The following is a 17237-nucleotide window of genomic DNA, read 5'->3' as shown; positions in this document are numbered from 1 at the left end:
GACGGGGGATTGCTGCCTGGGTTATCGCGGCTGGCCGGTGGCGGCCTTGAGCGCATCCAGCTCAGCCTGAACCTCGGCCAGTTTTGCTTCCAGTTGGGCTACCCGCTGTTGCGCCTTGACCTGCGCCGTCACGTCTTTCTGTACACCGACGAAATAGGTCAGTTGGTCGCTTTCGTTGAGCACGGGGGACAGCGACAGCTCGTTCCAGAAATGGCTGCCATCCTTGCGGTAGTTGCGCAGGATCTGACGGCACGGCTTGCGTGTGTGCAGGGCTTCGCGGATCAGTTCCAGTGCCGGCTGGTCGCGGTCGCCCGACTGCAGGAAACGACAATCCTGGTAGAGAGTCTCTTCGTTGGTGTAGCCGGTCAGGCGTTCGAACGCCGGGTTGGCGTAGATCAGGATATGGTCTTCGCCTTCCTGTTCGGCCACGACGATACCGTCGTTCGACGCATCAATCACCAGTTGCAACAGTTTGGGATTTATCATTCTTCAGCGCACCCGCAGTCCATTGACGAATCTGTCGAAGTTTAAGACATCGTCTTGAATAATCCATTCCATTTGCTTGCGGCGAGGGGCGGGTTTTGTGAGAAAGTCTCTCATCTGCTGGTATCCTGGGGTTTTTATCCAGCATCAGGATCAGATTGATGAAAGTTGCCATCCTTTCCGGCTCGGTCTACGGTACCGCCGAAGAAGTTGCCCGCCACGCTGAAAAAATCCTTCGCGAGGCCGGTTTTGAAGCCTGGCACAACCCGCGGGCGACCCTGGCCGATGTTCAGGCCTTCGCCCCGGAGGCCTTCCTGGCCGTGACCGCCACCACTGGCATGGGTGAGCTGCCGGACAATCTCCAACCGCTGTATAACGCCATCCGCGACCAGTTGCCGGCGGCGTGGCGTGGCCTGCCGGGCGGGGTGATCGGCCTGGGTGATTCCAGCTACGGCGATACTTTCTGTGGCGGCGGCGAACAGATGCGTGAGTTGTTTGCCGAGCTGGGCGTGCGGGAGGTGAAGGAAATGCTGCGTCTGGATGCCAGCGAAAGCGTCACCCCGGAAACCGATGCCGAGCCGTGGCTGGCCGAGTTCATCAGCGTCTTGCGCTAAGGCCTGCGAGCGGGCGTCGCCGATCTTGTCTTGAAATACCACACTGTAGGAGCCAGCTTGCTGGCGATAGCTATTGTTCAGGCGACAACGATGTTGGCTATCGGATCGCAATCGCCAGCCAGCTGGCTCCTACACGGGGGTATTGTACCGGTGGCTGACTGGCTGCTCGCGCAACAATGCCAGCCAGGCTTGGGCGGCTTTCGACAGGTAAGCGCCGCGGCGCCAGATAAAGGCGATATCCCAGCGCAGGTCGCTAGGTGAGCTCAAAGTCAGGCGGACCACGCCGGGTCGTATCAGCGAGCGTGCAACCACGCTGGGCAGCAGCGCCACGCCTTGCCCGGCGGCCACCAGCGCGGCGAGAAAGTCGGCCTGGCCGCTGCGTCCACTCTCCTTGGGGGTGAAGCCGGCTTGCCGACAAGCTTCCATCAGGCGGTGATTGAGCACGAAACTGCGCTGGTACAACAGAAACGGCGTATCGGCCAATTGTTCCAGGCGGATCGAGCCTTCCTCGGCCAGCGGATGATCGTTCGCCAGCAACACATCCAGTGGCTCGTCGCAAAACAGCTGGTAGTCGAACGCCGGGTCGCTCGGCTTGAGGCTGCCGCCCAGCTCCAGTTCGCCGCTCAGCACCGCCGGCTCGATATTCAGGCTGCCGCCTTCGAGCAGGTGAATGCTGATATTCGGGTAGCGCCGCCGGTACTCGGCGAAGAGGCTGGCGAACAGCGTTTCACCGCCCAGTTGCGGCAGACCCAGGCGCAGTTCGCCGCGGGCCAGGTGGCTCAGGTCATCCAGTTCGCTGAGCAACCCGTCGCGTAGGCGCAGCATTTCTTCAGCCCGTTGCAGCACCACGCCGCCGGCCGCCGTCAGCAGGACCCGTGAACCCTGGCGATCGAACAATGGCGTGGCGAGGTCGTGTTCGAGCTGGGCAACCTGCTTGCTGACCGCCGACTGGCTGATGTGCAGGGTTTTCGCCGCCTGGGTGAAGCCGCCCTGACGGACCACCTCGATAAAGCTGCGCAGTTGCTTGAATTCCATGACCTGATTCCAAATTGGAATGACTTCTAGTCTAACAATTCGCTTTTGGGATGGTAGCGACAACTTTAAAATTGGTTTCCAGAGAGGACTGAATCCGATGAACCGTCTATTGCTGAAAAAATCCTGTCGCCTGCTGGCCGAACTGGCCGTATTACTGGGGCTCTATCAGCTGGGCATGCTGTTCGCCGCCTGGAGCCACTGGCCGATTCCCGGCGGGGTGATCGGCCTGGCGCTGCTGTTGCTGGCCTTTGCCACTGGCTGGGTCAAGCCCGCCACCCTGCAACTGGGGGCCGGGTTGTTGATGGCGGAGATGTTGCTGTTCTTCATCCCGGCGTTGATGAGCCTGCTGGACTATGGCGCCATGGTGCGCCAGGACGGCTGGCGGATCCTGCTGGTGATCGGCGTCAGTACCCTGGCGGTGATGCTGGCGACCGCTTTTACCGTCGAGTTCGTTTGTCGCTGGAGCACCCGTCGTGAAGCTTGAGTGGATGTCCTTGTTCTGGCTGGGGCTGACCCTGCTGGCCTATGTGTTCAGCCGCTGGGTGTATGGCCGCACGGGGCGTTACCTGCTGTCGCCGCTGATCCTGGTGCCCTTCGTGCTGCTCGCGGTGGCGCTACCGCTGCACACGGCGTACGCCGAATACTCGCGCGATACCCACTGGTTGATGTTGATCCTGGGGCCGGTCACCGTGGCCTTCGCGGTGCCGATCTGGCAGCAGCGGCAGATGCTGCTGCGCCATGGCCCGGCGTTGCTGTTGGGGATGCTGGCCGGCAGCGCGGCGTCTATCGGCAGCTCTTACTGGCTGGCCAGGGCGCTGTCGCTGGATAACAGTTTGACCTTGTCGCTGGTGCCGCGCTCGATCACCACGCCCTTTGCCATGCCGCTGGCGCAGAACCTGGGTGGCGTGCCCGAGCTGACCGCGGTGTTCGTGATGGTCACCGGGGTTTTCGGGGCGTTTCTCGGCGGGCTGCTGCTCAAGTGGTTGCCGCTGCGCAGCAGTCTGGCGCGCGGTGCGTTGTTCGGCGTCGGGGCTCACGGTGCCGGGGTCAGCCGCGCCCGTGAAGTGGGCGGTGAAGAGGGCTCGGTGGCGGGCCTGGTGATGGTCCTGACCGGTCTGCTGAACCTGTTTGCCGCGCCCTTGTTGGCGGCAATGATCTGATTTCATCTTCGGCCGCCCTGGCTGACTCGCTGGGTCATCAAGCTGGCTGGCAAGGCAACTCCGTTGCGGCAACGGGCTGCTCTAGACTGGCGGGTACTAGAATAAAAACCGAAAACCGCCGAGGTCAGTGCCGTGAACGCAGCCCCTGTTACCGCCGCACCCGATGTGAAGAGCCAAGTCAGCGCCGCCGAATGGCAGACCCGCGTGGACCTGGCAGCCTGTTATCGCCTGGTGGCGATGCACGGTTGGGACGACCTGATCTTCACCCATATCTCGGCCAAGGTCCCGGGTACCGAGGATTTCCTGATCAACCCCTACGGGCTGATGTTCCACGAGATCAGCGCGTCGAGCCTGGTCAAGGTCGATCAGGCCGGCAACAAGTTGCTGGACAGCCCCTATGAGATCAACCCGACCGGCTACACTATCCACAGCGCCATTCATGAGGTGCGGCACGACGTGACCTGTGTGCTGCACACCCACACCGCCGCCGGTGTCGCGGTCTCGGCGCAGCAGCAGGGCGTGCTGCCCATCAGCCAGCAATCGCTGTTCGTGCTGTCGAGCCTGGCCTATCACGCCTACGAAGGGGTGGCCCTCAACCATGAGGAGAAAGCGCGGTTGCAGGCCGATCTCGGCGAAAACAACTTTCTCATGCTGCACAACCACGGCCTGCTGACCTGCGGCTCGACCATCGCTGATACCTTCCTGATGATGTTCACCTTCCAACGGGCCTGCGATATCCAGGTGCTGGCGCAAAATGGCGCGGCGCCACTGATCGTCATCGAGCCGCAGATTCTCGCCGGGGCCAAGGCCATGGTCGCCGCGGTGACCCGTAGCGCCCAGGGCATGGGCGGTGCGCTGGCCTGGCCGGCGCTGCTGCGCAAGTTGGACCAGCAGGACCCCGGATTCAGACTCTGAGGCCAGCGTCCGGGATTGCCCGGGGAGTGGGCGTCAATGCGGGCAGTCGCGGCCAGGGCCGGACTATCCCGCTGCCTTATCGCACACTATTCAGCCCTGGCCGACTTTATTGTGAGCAAAGGCCGGGTGTCCGACACTCGGCTTCTATTTCCATCGGCCCTGGCTGGAGTCCTGTATGAGTGAGTCTGTGCGCTTCGAAGATAAAGTGGTGATCGTTACCGGCGCCGGTGGCGGCCTGGGGCGTGCCCATGCACTGCTGTTCGCCCGCCATGGGGCGAAAGTGGTGGTCAACGACCTCGGCGGCTCGGCCCACGGTGAGGGCGCCAACGCCTCGGCGGCGGACAAGGTGGTGGCCGAGATTCGCGAGGCCGGCGGTACCGCCGTGGCCAACCACGACTCGGTCACCGATGGCGACAAGATCGTGCAGAACGCCCTGGATGCCTTTGGCCGTATCGATGTGGTGGTGAACAACGCCGGGATCCTGCGGGACAAGACCTTCCTGAAGATGGAGGACGCCGACTGGGACCTGGTTTACCGGGTGCATGTCGAAGGTGCCTACAAAGTCACCCACGCCGCCTGGCCACATCTGCGCCAGCAGAACTACGGGCGGGTGATCTTTACCGCGTCGACGTCCGGCATCTACGGCAATTTTGGTCAGTCCAACTATGGCATGGCCAAGCTCGGCCTGTATGGCTTGACCCGGACCCTGGCCATCGAGGGCCGCAAGAACAATATCCTGGTCAACGCCATCGCCCCGACTGGCGGCACGCGCATGACCGAAGGCCTGATCCCGCCGCAGGTCTTCGAGCTGCTCAAGCCGGAGCTGATCAGCCCGCTGGTGGTGTTCCTCGGCAGTGAGCAGTGCGATGAAACTTCCGGTCTGTTCGAAGTCGGTGGCGGCTGGATCGGCAAGACCCGCTGGGAGCGCAGCCTGGGCGCCGGCTTCGACCCGCACAACGGTTTTTCCGTGGAAGACGTGGCGGCCAGCTGGAAGCAGATCTGCGATTTCGAGGGTGCCGTGCATCCGAAGGACACACCCGAAGCGCTACGGGAAATGATGGTGAACCTGCAGAAGTACATAGCCTGAATAACGGCTCTACCTGACACAAGGCAGCACCTGTAGGCGCTGCCGAGCCGGCGATGCAGGGCTCAAGGGCCTCATCGCCAGCAAGCCGGCTTGTACAGTACGCGGTGTTTTCAATGACCGGGATAAGGGCTGGCCCTGTGTCGGTTTTATGCCCTTGGGAAGTATTTCTCCACCAACGCCGCGAGGATGGCGGCGGTCTCGGCATCGAGCGCGCCGGCATAATCCTTTGGCCGGAAATGCAACTGGAACGCCCTGACCAGTTGTTTGAATCCCTTCTCCGTGTCCGCTCCCGTCACGTCATACCCATACTTTTTGAACTGCTCCAATGCCGTTGCCCGAGGTGGCAGGCCGTCGCACGTGTATTTGCGCAGGTACTGGTCGCGGGTTGCTTCGTCGAACCAGGCACCGATGCCCGACAGATACAGGTCGTGCCAGGGAAAGGCGGCTCCCGGATCACTCTTGCGATTCCAGGCGATATCCGAGTGCCCGACCACCTGGGTGGGGCCGATATCGGGATAGCGGGCGAGGATATTCAGCGATAATTGCTTGAGCACTTCGATCTGCCGCGGCTCATAAGGCGGAAAATGAAACTGTCCCGCGCTCTCGGACGCCAGGTTGACGATCTCGATGCCGATCGCGGTGTCATTGAGCTGCGTCCTGCCGTCCCAGGCACTGATGCCCGCATGCCAGGCGCGTTTTTGTTCGTCGACCAGATTGAACACTTCCTGTTCCTTGAAGCCAGCCTGGAGATAGCTCGGGTCGGTGACATCGGGCACCAGGTAATGACTGCTGACATTAGGACCGGTCAGAAACCCGAGGGCGCTGGCGAAGTCGCCGGCGGTGTAATGCATGACCAGCAAGCGAACCCGGTCGTTGAAACTCCGCGTGCTGCGGTAGGCGTTGTAGTTGATCGGTTTCATCAGCGATTCCTTTCCCCATGACGTGATGTAGTTGAGTGCTACAGAGTGAATCCCGGTCTCAATCAGTGGGAAGAGGCTTGGGTCTTTCAACCGTGTACGAAGGGTCTCGGTGTTTGATTTTGCTCGTGTCAGCGCTGATGAGACGTTGTACGGGGGCGAATGACGCAGGCATAAAAAAGGCCACTGCAAACGCAGTGGCCAAGGGAAGACGTTCGATCAAGGAGTAAATCAACGTCAGTAAACAATGAATGATGAGCATAATAAGGACCTGCCCCCGGCTGAAAAAGCCCGCTTTGCGACAATCACCGTTACCGCTGGGGTAACAGTCGCTTTTCCATTTGCGGCAACCGGAGTCATCCCGGACAATCCTCTATCCATGTGCGCTATGACACGCTATCCACCGGTTCGATGGTCCGCTGCAAACCGCGTCGCAAGCCTGCATTCATCCTTTCGAGGTACAGCACGAATACCTCCTTGGTGCGCTTATCGCTCCCGTTGGTGGTGAGTAGGGTGAAGCCTTCTGTCACACACCGGGGAAGACGCATGACAAAAACAACAATGCGCGCCATCTTCACGCCGCAGGCTCTGGCCATCGCGGTTGCCATGAGCGTCAGTGCGCAGGCGCAGGCTGTTTCGTTCAACATCGGAGAAATCGAAGGCAAATTCGACTCATCCCTGTCGGCCGGCGTGAGCTGGGGCCTGCGCGATGCCGACAAGAGCCTGGTGGGGGTGCCCAATGGCGGTACCGGCCAGGCCGCCACCGGTGATGACGGACGCCTGAACTACAAGAAGGGCGAAGCCTTCTCGAAGATCATCAAGGGTATTCACGACCTGGAATTGAAATACGGTGACACCGGCGTCTTCGTCCGCGGCAAGTACTGGTACGACTTTGCGACAGCCGACGGCGGCCAGGACTTCAAGGACATCAGCGATCACCATCGCGATGAAGCGGCACGTTCTTCCGGCGCTCAACTGCTCGACGCCTTCGTCTACCACAACTACTCCATCGCCGACCTGCCGGGCACCGTGCGCCTGGGCAAGCAGGTGGTCAGTTGGGGTGAGAGTACCTTTATCGGCAACTCGATCAACAGCATCAACCCCATCGACGTATCGGCCTTCCGCCGGCCAGGTGCCGAGATCAAGGAAGGCCTGATCCCGGTCAACATGTTCTTCGCCTCCCAGAGCCTGACCGACCAACTGACGGTCGAAGGGTTCTACCAGTTGAACTGGGAAAACACCGTCGTCGACAACTGCGGCACCTTCTTCGGCAACGATGTGGTGCAGCACGGTTGCAACAACAACTACACCGTCGGCAGTCCGGCGATTGCGCCGCTGCAACCGCTGGCCGCGGCGTTCGGCCAGGGCTTTCAGGTCACTCCGGAAGGTGTCGTGGTGCAGCGTGGCGATGACCGCGATGCCCGTGACGGCGGCCAATGGGGCATGGCCTTGCGCTGGCTGGGCAGCGACACCGAGTACGGCCTGTATTTCATGAACTACCACAGCCGTACCCCGACCGTCGGCACCACCACCGCCAGTGCCAGCACCATCACGGCGCTGGGCAGTATCCTGCCGCTGGCGCCAGCCGCCTTCCGTAGCGGTCTGGCGCAAAGCATCATGCTGGGACGCGGTCAGTACTACCTTGAGTATCCGGAAGACATCCGACTCTACGGCGCCAGCTTCTCCACCACCCTGCCGACCGGCACCGCCTGGAGTGGCGAGATCAGCTATCGTCCCAACGCTCCGGTGCAGCTCAACACCACCGACCTGACCCTGGCGCTGGTCAACCCGATTGCCGGTGGCGCCGCCTCGCCGATCCAGACCAGTCCTGGTTCGGACAACTCCGGCTACCGTCGCAAGGAAATCACCCAGGTACAAACCACCTTCACGCAGTTCTTCGACCAGGTCCTCGGTGCCGAGCGCCTGACGTTGGTGGGCGAGGCGGGGATGACCTATGTCGGCGGCCTGGAGACCAAGGACAAGCTGCGTTACGGGCGTGACTCGGTCTACGGTGCCTATGGTTACCAGGGCGATACCAGCGGTTTCGTCACCGCGACCTCCTGGGGCTACCGTGCCCGGGCGATCCTCGACTACAGCAACGTGTTCGCCGGGATCAACCTCAAGCCCAACGTGTCCTGGTCCCATGACGTCAAGGGATACGGCCCCAACGGCCTGTTCAACCAGGGCGCCAAGGCGGTCAGCATCGGTGTGGACGCCGACTACCGCAACACCTACACCGCGAGCCTCAGCTACACCGACTTTTTCGGTGGCAACTACAACACCCTGATTGACCGTGACTTCGTGGCGCTCAGCGTCGGCGCGAACTTCTGATCCAGGCTTGAGAAGGACAACTTTATGCGCAAGATGATTTTGCAATGTGGCGCCCTGGCCTTGAGCCTGCTGGCAGCCAACGTAATGGCGGCGGTTTCCCCGGAGGAAGCGGCCAAGCTCGGTACCAGCCTGACTGCCATCGGCGCGGAAAAGGCCGGCAACGCCGACGGCTCGATCCCGGCCTACACCGGCGGTATCCCGAAAAACGCCGGCGCGGTGGACAGCAAAGGCTTCCTGGCCGACCCGTTCGCCAATGAAAAGCCGCTATTCATCATCACTGCGGCCACCGCCGAACAGTACAAGGCCAAGCTCTCCGAAGGCCAACTGGCGATGTTCAAGCGTTATCCGCAGACCTACAAGATCCCGGTCTATCCGACGCACCGCAGCGTGGTGCTGCCGGATGCGGTTCTGGAGGCGGCCAAGCGCAGCGCCCTGAATGTCACGGCAATCAACGACGGTAACGGTCTGGCGAACTTCACCGGCAACCGCTACTACGCCTTCCCGATTCCGAAGAACGGCGTGGAAGTGCTGTGGAACCACATCACCCGCTACCACGGCGGCAACCTGCGCCGCACCATCACCCAGGCCACGCCGCAGACCGACGGCTCCTTCACCCCGATCACCTTCGAGGAAGAAGCCGCCGTGCCATCGGAAATTCCCGACCTGGCGCCGGACAAGGGCGCCAACGTGCTGACCTTCTTCAAGCAGGAAGTCACCGCGCCGGCGCGTCTGGCGGGCAACGTATTGCTGGTGCACGAAACCCTCGACCAGGTGAAGGAGCCGCGCCTGGCCTGGGTCTACAACGCCGGCCAGCGCCGTGTGCGTCGCGCCCCGCAAGTCGCCTATGACGGTCCGGGCACCGCCGCCGACGGCCTGCGTACCTCGGACAACTTCGACATGTTCTCCGGCGCGCCGGACCGCTACGACTGGAAACTGATCGGCAAGAAGGAGATGTACATCCCTTACAACAGCTACAAGCTGGACTCGCCGACCCTCAAGTACACCGACGTGATCAAGGCCGGGCATATCAACCAGGACCTGACCCGCTACGAGCTGCACCGGGTCTGGGAAATCGAGGGCACGGTCAAGCCAAGCGAGCGGCATATCTATGCCAAGCGTCATATGTACATCGACGAGGACAGCTGGCAGGTCGCGCTGGTGGATCACTACGACGGTCGCGGCCAACTGTGGCGGGTGGCTGAAGGTCATGCGCAGTTCTACTACGACCACCAGGTGCCGGCTTATACCGTTGAAGCGCTGTATGACCTGATTGCCGGGCGCTATATCGCCCTGGGCATGAAGAACGAAGAGAAGCACAGCTTCCAGTTCGGTTTTGTCGGCAAGGCGGCGGATTACACGCCGGCGGCGCTGCGGGCAAGCGGGGTGCGCTAAACGCTTCGCCATCCCCCTGTAGGAGCCGGCTTGCCGGCGATGAGGCCCTTGAGCCTTGCGTCGCCCTTGCGGCCGCTATCGCCGGCAAGCCGGCTCCTACAGGGTTTGGGGTGTTTTCAAGATCCCTTTCATTGGCCCTTGGGGCCTGTTTTTTATGGTCAGCGATAAGTTTCCTGAATATTTGTTCATCCTCCGGCTCGAACAGGGCTAGGGTGACTGGATAAAATCAAGAAAGGCCGCCGCAATGACCGCCATGACCCCGCGTCTGGACCGTCCCGGGTTCCTGCCTCGTTTATCCTCCCGTCATTTGCCACGTCCGCGTCTGAGTACCCCGTTGATCGAGTCCCAGGCACGGGTCCGCTTGCTCTGTGCGCCCGCCGGCAGCGGCAAGAGCGCCCTGCTCGCCGAATGCTTGCTGCAAGCCCCACCCAGCTGTGGCGTGTGCTGGCTGCCGTTGTCCGGGGCGAGCCTCACGACCGACGCATTTTGCGCGGCCCTGGCCCAGGCGCTGGGGCTGGACGAGCCCCAGGACGAGTCGAGTCTGTTGGCACGGCTGGCGCGCTGGACCACCCCCACCTGGATTTTTCTCGACGACTACTGTCGTTTGCCCAACCCGGCACTGGATCAACTGCTCGATCGCTTGTTGGCGGTCAGCAGTCCGGTCCTCAGCTGGTGGCTGGGCGTGCGGCGGCGGCCGCACTGCAACTGGCCGCGGCTGTTGCTCGAAGGTGAACTCTACGAAGTCGAAGGCCCGAGCCTGGCCTTCGCGCGCGGTGAAATCGAACGGTTGGTCAGTCATCCGTCGATCACCCTGACCCCGCAGTGCCTCGACCGGATGGACCAGTACACCGCCGGATGGTGCGCCGGGGTGCGGGTCGCCATGCTCGAGGCGCCGGCCTGGATCGCCAACGCGCCCGACGCCGGGTCGCGACGTTCGGCGACCTTGCTCGACTACCTGCAACACGAACTGTTCGATGCCCTGGCACCGGAGCTGGCCGAAGCCTGGCGCGTGTTGGTACATCTGCCACGTTTCAATGCCGACCTCTGCGAGCACCTGTTCGGTGCGGGGGAGGGCGCCCAGTGGATGCGCACCCTGCAAGAGCTAGGGTGTTTTATCGAACCCTGGGAAGACTCCGCGGAATGGCTACGGGTGTTCGCGCCACTGGCCCTGTTGCTGCGCGATGAACCCTGGCCGGCTGGACGCTCCTGGCATCGGCGCGCCTGCCAGTGGTTCAGCGCCCACGGTGACTGGCAGGCGGCGGTGGAGCAGGCCCTGGCCGCCGAAGAGTTCGAAGTGGCAGCCAGCCTGTTGCACAACTTCACCTTCGATTACCTGTTCCAGGAGCAGAACGTGGCGCTGCTGTTGCGCCTGCACGAGCATCAGCCAGACGAGCTGATGTTCGGCACGCCGCATCTGGTGGGCTTGATCACCACCGCGTTGCTGTTCGCCGGGCGCTTCGACGAGGCGGCCCACAGCATCGAGCAGATGGCCCGTTTTATCCCGCAGCCATCGGCGGCGGCACAACGGCAACTGGTGGCGCGTTGGCAGGCCCAGCAGGGCTGGTTGCTGCATTTGCAGGGACAGGCGCAATGTGCGCGTGGGCATTTTCTCGAGTCCTTGCAGGATCTGCCGCCAGCCGCCTGGCCGGCGCGGTTGTTCTGTTTGTCGGGGCTGACCCAGCAGGCGCTGCTCGCGGGCGAGTTGGAGCAGGCTCACGCCTTGAGTCGCGACGCCCTGTGCCTGGCGCGGGCACAAGGCTCGTTGCTGTTCGAGGCGCTGCTGGAGCTGGATCATGCGCAGTTGCTGGAGCAGCGTGGTGCCCTGCACCGCAGCGAGAGCCTGCTGGACAACATGCAGGCCCTGTTATCGGCCAAACGCCATCTGGCCGGGCCGCTGCTGGGGCGGATCGCCTTGCGTCAGGGACGGGTCGCGCTGCGCCAGGGCCGCGATCAACAGGCGGCCGAGTATTTTCAGACGGGTCTGGACGAGTGCCTGCGCAGCCAGGATAAACAGGCCTTGTACGGCTTTCTCGGGCTGGCCTTGCTGGATGCCAACCACGGCGATTACGCCCAGGCGTTTGTCCGCCTGCGCGACGCCGAACGTTTGATGCAGCAACGGCATATCCCCGATGTGGTGTATCGCGCGGTGCTGCTGATGGTCAGTTGCCATTTCTGGTTGCAGCAGGGGCGACCCGAGCTGGCGGAAGAGGCGCTGACCCGGGTGTTGCGTCACTACAGCGGCGCGAATGGGGTGCAGGCGCCCCCGGCGACGCTGGAATTGATTCCACGTCTTGAATACCTGTTGGTGCTGGCGCAGGTCTATCTGCACAAGGCTCAGGCGCCGCTGGAGGCGCTGGCGCTGTTGCTTGAACAGGCCCAGCGGCGCGGCATGCAGGGGATAGAAACCGAGCTGCGCCTGGCACTGGCGGAAGTGGCGTTTCTGCAAGGGCGAACGGCGCTGGCCAAGAGTCATTTGGAGGAGGGCTTGGCGCTGGTCAGCCGCTGCAACCTGCAACAGGCCTTGCGTGAGTTGCGTTTGCGCCAGTCAGGGATGCTGGCGAGCCTGGGGTTCGAGGAGGTGCTGATCGCCACCGGTGACAATCCCTTGAGCCAGCGTGAACTGGAAGTGCTCAAGCTGATTGCCCTGGGCAGCTCCAATTTGCAGATCGCCGATCAGCTGTTTATTTCACTGCACACGGTGAAAACCCATGCGCGGCGGATTCACAGCAAACTCGGGGTGGAGCGGCGGACCCAGGCGGTGGCCAAAGCCAAGGCTTTGGGTTTGATGGGCTAACGACGGGTTGATGCGGTCCTTGTAGGCGCCGGCTTGCTGGCGATGAGGCCAGTGAGTCTTGCATCGCCTGATCGGCCGCCATCGCCAGCAAGCCGGCTCCTACAAGGACGGTGTTTCGCTGCAGGATATCGCCAGGTTCGAGAGGGTTCAGGTCTTCTGATAGCCCATCCGCCAACTCACCGCCTCGCTCGCCGCCAGCAACCGCTTGGCCGCCGGGCCATTTTCATCGGCGTGGAACAGCGACGTCGGCCCCACCACCGTCAGCACTGCCGCCACCTGGCCCAGGGCATTGAACACCGGTGCCGACAAGGCATCGACCCCCGGCATCAGCAAGCCATGGACGAAATGCAGTCCGCGCTGGCGGATCTGTTCACAAGTCGCGGTATACGCGCTGACATCGGCCAGCGGATGCGGATGTCCGGCCTTGAGTTCCGCCTCACGCAACTCGACGGTTTCCCGATCCGGCAGGAAGGCGTTGAACACCAGCCCGGTGGACGAACTGAGCAATGGCAACACCGAACCCAGCTGCGTCACCACCGTCACCGTGCGCACGGCCGGTTCGATATGCACCACGGTCGCCCCGTGGTTGCCCCACACGGCGAGGAAACAGCTTTCATTCAGGTCGTCGCGCAGTTCCGCCAGCGGCATCGCCGCCACGTGCAGCACGTCCATGCTGTTGAGCGCGGCGAGGCCGACCCGCAGCGCTTCACGACCCAGGCCATAGTGGTTGGTCGCTGGGTTCTGCTCGGCGAACCCACTGGAGATCAAGGCCTGTAGATAGCGGTGGACCTTGCTCGCCGGCATCTGCACATGCTCGGCCAGGCGCGACAGCGAAGTACTGGGCGATAGCTCGGCCAAGGCCTTGAGGATGTCGGTACCGACCTCAGCCGAGCGGACTTTCTGTTTACCGTTGCTGTCGCTGGTAGGGCGCGGCTTTTCCATGGAGGCAATGTAATCCCGGGACGAATGGGCGTCTTTATAGCTTGACGGGCACTGTCAATCAAATTACGTTCTGCATAATCAAGTTACGTAATGCATAATTTCATCTCCATAAAAATAAACCGACCCGTGTTGCACTCCTCCCGAATCTGGAGGCAGCCCCAGGTCCACTCCCTCCAGGAGGCTCCATGAACCCCGATTCCACGGTGCTGGCCTATCAGTCCGGCTTCGGTAACGAATTCAGCAGCGAAGCCCTGCCCGGTGCGCTGCCGGTCGGCCAGAACTCCCCGCAAAAAGCACCCTACGGCCTGTATGCCGAACTGTTCTCCGGCACGGCTTTCACCATGGCCCGCAGCGAAGCGCGGCGCACCTGGATGTATCGCATCCAGCCGTCGGCCCGGCACCCGGCGTTCGTCAAGCTGGAGCGGCAGTTGGCCGGTGGCCCGCTGGGTGCGGTCACCCCCAACCGCCTGCGCTGGAACCCGCTGGAGATTCCGGGCGAGCCCACCGACTTGCTTGATGGCCTGGTGAGCATGGCGGCCAATTCGGCGGCGCAGACACCGGCTGGCATCAGTATTTACGGCTACCGTGCTAATCGTTCCATGGAACGAGTGTTCTTCAATGCCGACGGCGAATGGCTGCTGGTTCCGGAGCAGGGCCGGCTACGGCTCGTCACCGAGCTGGGGGTGCTGGAGATCGAGCCACTGGAAATCGCTGTCTTGCCCCGTGGCCTGAAATTCCGCGTCGAACTGCTTGACCCGCAAGCCCGTGGCTACCTCGCCGAGAACCATGGCGCGCCGCTGCGCCTGCCGGACCTGGGCCCTATCGGTAGCAATGGCCTGGCCAATCCGCGGGACTTCCTGGCCCCGGTCGCCCACTATGAAGACCTGCGGCAAGCGACGACCCTGGTGCAGAAGTTCCTCGGTGAACTCTGGGGTTGCGAGCTTGATTATTCGCCGCTCAACGTGGTCGCCTGGCATGGCAACAACGTGCCATACAAATACGACCTGCGCCGGTTCAACACCCTTGGCACGGTCAGCTTCGATCACCCGGACCCGTCGATCTTCACCGTGTTGACCTCACCCACCAGCGTGCCTGGCCTGGCCAACCTCGACTTCGTGATCTTCCCGCCGCGTTGGATGGTGGCCGAGAACACCTTCCGTCCACCGTGGTTCCACCGCAACCTGATGAACGAGTTCATGGGCCTGATCCAGGGCGCCTACGATGCCAAGGCCGAAGGTTTCCTGCCTGGCGGCGCGTCGCTGCACAGCTGCATGAGCGCCCATGGTCCGGACGGTGAAACCTGCACCCGGGCGATTGCCGCCGAACTGGCGCCGAGCAAGATCGACAACACCATGGCCTTCATGTTCGAGACCAGCCAGGTGCTGCGCCCGAGCCGTTTCGCCCTGGATTGCCCGCAGCTGCAAAGCAACTACGATACTTGCTGGGCCACAGTGCCCGTCACTTTCAACCCGAATCGGAGATAACCCATGACTCAGCCAACCATCCTTCGCAGCTGGGTTGCGTCCGCCAACGGCCATGCCGATTTCCCGTTGCAGAACCTGCCGCTGGGGGTGTTCAGCTACGAGGGCTCGACCCCGCGCAGTGGCGTGGCGATTGGCGAGCAGATCTTCGACCTGGAAGCGGCCCTGGAACTTGGCTTGTTTGAAGGCCAGGCCAAGGTCGCTGTCGAAGCGACCCGTGGTGGTCAGTTGAATGCGTTCTTTGCGCTCGGCGCCGTAGCCCGTGTGGCCTTGCGTGCTCGCCTGCTGGAACTGCTTGGCGAAGGCAGCAGCCTGCGCGGCAAGATTGAAGCCCAGGGCGCCAAGCTGCTGCATCTGGCCGCCGATTGCCAGTTGCACCTGCCGGCCAGGATCGGTGACTACACCGACTTTTATGTCGGCATCGAGCATGCGCAGAATGTCGGCAAATTGTTCCGTCCCGACAACCCGTTGCTGCCCAACTACAAGTACGTACCCATCGGTTATCACGGCCGCGCCTCGACCGTACGCCCGTCCGGCAGCGAGGTTCGGCGGCCCAAGGGTCAGACCTTGCCCGCCGGACAGAGCGAGCCGACCTTCGGTCCCTGTGCACGCCTGGACTACGAACTGGAACTGGGCATCTGGATCGGCCCGGGCAATGCCATGGGCGAGTCGATTGCCATCGGCGATGCCGCCGAGCATATCGCCGGTTTCTGCCTGCTCAACGACTGGTCGGCGCGGGATATCCAGGCCTGGGAGTACCAGCCGTTGGGGCCGTTTTTGTCCAAGAGCTTTATCACCAGCGTCTCGCCCTGGGTGGTGACGGCCGAGGCACTGGAGCCGTTCCGCCAGGCCCAGCCGGCGCGTCCGCAAGGCGATCCGCAGCCGTTGCCATACCTGTTCGACGCGCGCGATCAGCAGGGCGGTGCCTTTGATATCGAACTGGAAGTGTTGCTGCTGACCGAGGCCATGCGCGAGCAGAACCTGCCGGCCCAGCGCTTGACCCTGAGCAACACCCGGCACATGTACTGGACCGTGGCGCAACTGGTTGCCCACCACAGTGTCAACGGCTGCCAGTTGCAGGCCGGCGACCTGTTCGGTTCGGGCACCTTGTCCGGTCCTGAAGCCGGGCAGTTCGGCAGCCTGCTGGAGATCACCGAAGGTGGCAAGAAAGCGCTGGAACTGGCCTCGGGTGAAGTGCGCAAGTTTCTTGAGGACGGCGACGAAATCATCCTGCGGGCGCGTTGCCGCCGTGAAGGTTTTGCTTCCATTGGCTTCGGCGAATGCCGGGGCAAGATTGTCTCGGCGCGTTGAGAGGACAGGACCATGGAGCTTTACACCTACTACCGTTCGACTTCGTCCTACCGCGTGCGGATTGCCCTGGCCCTCAAGGGGCTGGATTACCACGCGCTGCCGATCAATCTTATTGCCCCGGGCGGCGGTGAACAGCGCCAGGCCGCGTACTTGACGGTGAACCCGCAGGGCCGGGTGCCGGCCTTGCGTACGGACGCCGGCGATGTGCTGACGCAGTCACCGGCGATCATCGAGTTTCTCGAAGAACGTTATCCACAGCCGCCGCTGCTGGCCTCGGACCTGCTGACCCGTGCCCGCGCGCGGGCGGTGGCGGCGCTGATCGGTTGCGATATTCATCCGCTGCACAACTCCGGCACCACCAACCTGCTGCGCCAGTGGGGGCATGACGACGCCCAGGTGCAGGAGTGGATCGCCCACTGGGTTAGCCAGGGGCTGGCGGCGGTGGAGCAGTTGATTGGCGAGGTCGGTTATTGCTTCGGCAAGGAGCCGGGTCTGGCGGATGTCTACCTGATTCCACAGCTGTATGCGGCGCAGCGTTTCAAGGTCTCGCTGGAGGCTTACCCACGTATTCGTCGGGTGGCCGCCTTGGCGGAACAGCATCCGGCGTTTATCAAGGCGCATCCGGCGAACCAGCCGGATACTCCGCTGTAAGGCGCACCGCAAAAACTGTAGGGAACACCCCGCAGTAAAGCGCGCTGTAAAACTTGTGGGAGCGGGGGGGGGGGGGGGGGGGGGGGGGGGGGGGGGGGGGGGGGGGGGGGGGGGGGGGGGGGGG

General features: G+C 62.7%; 15 protein-coding genes. 11 read left to right on the top strand and 4 right to left on the bottom strand.

Annotated features, from left to right (window positions below):
- Positions 1 to 21: 21 nt before the first annotated feature.
- Positions 22 to 486, bottom strand: a complete 465-nt coding sequence (locus AC07T0_RS10300; protein ID WP_495001079.1) for a PAS domain-containing protein — start codon at positions 484 to 486, stop codon at positions 22 to 24.
- A 158-nt stretch (positions 487 to 644) separates the two neighbouring features.
- Here AC07T0_RS10300 and AC07T0_RS10295 point away from each other — a divergent pair, with 158 nt between their 5' ends.
- Entirely contained in the window at positions 645 to 1097 is a 453-nt protein-coding gene (locus AC07T0_RS10295) for a flavodoxin (RefSeq protein WP_495001078.1), read from the top strand.
- Positions 1098 to 1226: 129 nt separating this feature from the next.
- On the opposite strand, the gene AC07T0_RS10290 is transcribed toward AC07T0_RS10295, so the two are convergent.
- Positions 1227 to 2132 (bottom strand): LysR family transcriptional regulator, encoded by a 906-nt coding sequence (locus AC07T0_RS10290; RefSeq protein WP_495001077.1) that lies wholly within the window; start codon positions 2130 to 2132, stop codon positions 1227 to 1229.
- 97 nt (positions 2133 to 2229) lie between these two features.
- Here AC07T0_RS10290 and AC07T0_RS10285 point away from each other — a divergent pair, with 97 nt between their 5' ends.
- From AC07T0_RS10285 to AC07T0_RS10270, 4 genes are all read left to right on the top strand, one after another.
- On the top strand, positions 2230 to 2616 hold the full coding sequence (locus AC07T0_RS10285; protein WP_495001076.1) for a CidA/LrgA family protein: 387 nt from the start codon (positions 2230 to 2232) through the stop codon (positions 2614 to 2616).
- The gene (locus tag AC07T0_RS10280) at positions 2606 to 3292 is read left to right on the top strand and encodes an LrgB family protein (RefSeq protein ID WP_495001075.1); all 687 of its coding nucleotides are present in this window, start codon (positions 2606 to 2608) and stop codon (positions 3290 to 3292) included. The genes AC07T0_RS10285 and AC07T0_RS10280 overlap by 11 nt, the downstream gene beginning before the upstream one ends.
- A gap of 132 nt (positions 3293 to 3424) precedes the next feature.
- Entirely contained in the window at positions 3425 to 4207 is a 783-nt protein-coding gene (locus AC07T0_RS10275; protein ID WP_495001074.1) for a class II aldolase/adducin family protein, read from the top strand.
- A gap of 175 nt (positions 4208 to 4382) precedes the next feature.
- Positions 4383 to 5294 (top strand): SDR family oxidoreductase, encoded by a 912-nt coding sequence (locus AC07T0_RS10270; protein ID WP_495001073.1) that lies wholly within the window; start codon positions 4383 to 4385, stop codon positions 5292 to 5294.
- A 146-nt stretch (positions 5295 to 5440) separates the two neighbouring features.
- On the opposite strand, the gene AC07T0_RS10265 is transcribed toward AC07T0_RS10270, so the two are convergent.
- Positions 5441 to 6214, bottom strand: coding sequence for an N-acetylmuramoyl-L-alanine amidase (locus tag AC07T0_RS10265; RefSeq protein WP_495001072.1), 774 nt, complete (start codon positions 6212 to 6214; stop codon positions 5441 to 5443).
- A gap of 543 nt (positions 6215 to 6757) precedes the next feature.
- Here AC07T0_RS10265 and AC07T0_RS10260 point away from each other — a divergent pair.
- The 3 genes from AC07T0_RS10260 (at position 6758) to AC07T0_RS10250 (ending at position 12728) form a co-directional block, all read left to right on the top strand.
- The gene (locus AC07T0_RS10260; protein WP_495001071.1) at positions 6758 to 8542 is read left to right on the top strand and encodes a DUF1302 domain-containing protein; all 1785 of its coding nucleotides are present in this window, start codon (positions 6758 to 6760) and stop codon (positions 8540 to 8542) included.
- Between the two features lie 24 nt (positions 8543 to 8566).
- Positions 8567 to 9934, top strand: coding sequence for a DUF1329 domain-containing protein (locus AC07T0_RS10255; protein WP_495001070.1), 1368 nt, complete (start codon positions 8567 to 8569; stop codon positions 9932 to 9934).
- Positions 9935 to 10178: 244 nt separating this feature from the next.
- Positions 10179 to 12728 carry a LuxR C-terminal-related transcriptional regulator gene (locus AC07T0_RS10250; RefSeq protein ID WP_495001069.1) on the top strand — a complete coding sequence of 850 codons (2550 nt, stop codon included), beginning with the start codon at positions 10179 to 10181 and terminating at the stop codon, positions 12726 to 12728.
- Between the two features lie 147 nt (positions 12729 to 12875).
- Here AC07T0_RS10250 and AC07T0_RS10245 read toward each other — a convergent pair whose 3' ends face one another.
- Positions 12876 to 13670 (bottom strand): IclR family transcriptional regulator, encoded by a 795-nt coding sequence (locus AC07T0_RS10245; RefSeq protein WP_495001068.1) that lies wholly within the window; start codon positions 13668 to 13670, stop codon positions 12876 to 12878.
- A 185-nt stretch (positions 13671 to 13855) separates the two neighbouring features.
- On the opposite strand from AC07T0_RS10245, the gene hmgA reads away from it, so the two are divergent.
- Genes hmgA through maiA form a run of 3 tightly spaced genes read left to right on the top strand, consistent with a single transcriptional unit; the run spans position 13856 to position 17113 of the window.
- Positions 13856 to 15154, top strand: coding sequence for a homogentisate 1,2-dioxygenase (gene hmgA / locus AC07T0_RS10240; protein WP_495001067.1), 1299 nt, complete (start codon positions 13856 to 13858; stop codon positions 15152 to 15154).
- Between the two features lie 3 nt (positions 15155 to 15157).
- A complete protein-coding gene (gene fahA, locus AC07T0_RS10235; protein ID WP_495001066.1) occupies positions 15158 to 16462 on the top strand; it encodes a fumarylacetoacetase in 1305 nt (434 codons plus the stop codon).
- A 12-nt stretch (positions 16463 to 16474) separates the two neighbouring features.
- Entirely contained in the window at positions 16475 to 17113 is a 639-nt protein-coding gene (maiA, locus tag AC07T0_RS10230; RefSeq protein ID WP_495001065.1) for a maleylacetoacetate isomerase, read from the top strand.
- The last annotated feature ends 124 nt before the right edge of the window (positions 17114 to 17237 follow it).

It is taken from the genome of Pseudomonas sp. GW821-FHT04D07, assembly GCF_059420225.1.
This window is presented reverse-complemented; position numbering and strand designations above follow the sequence as displayed.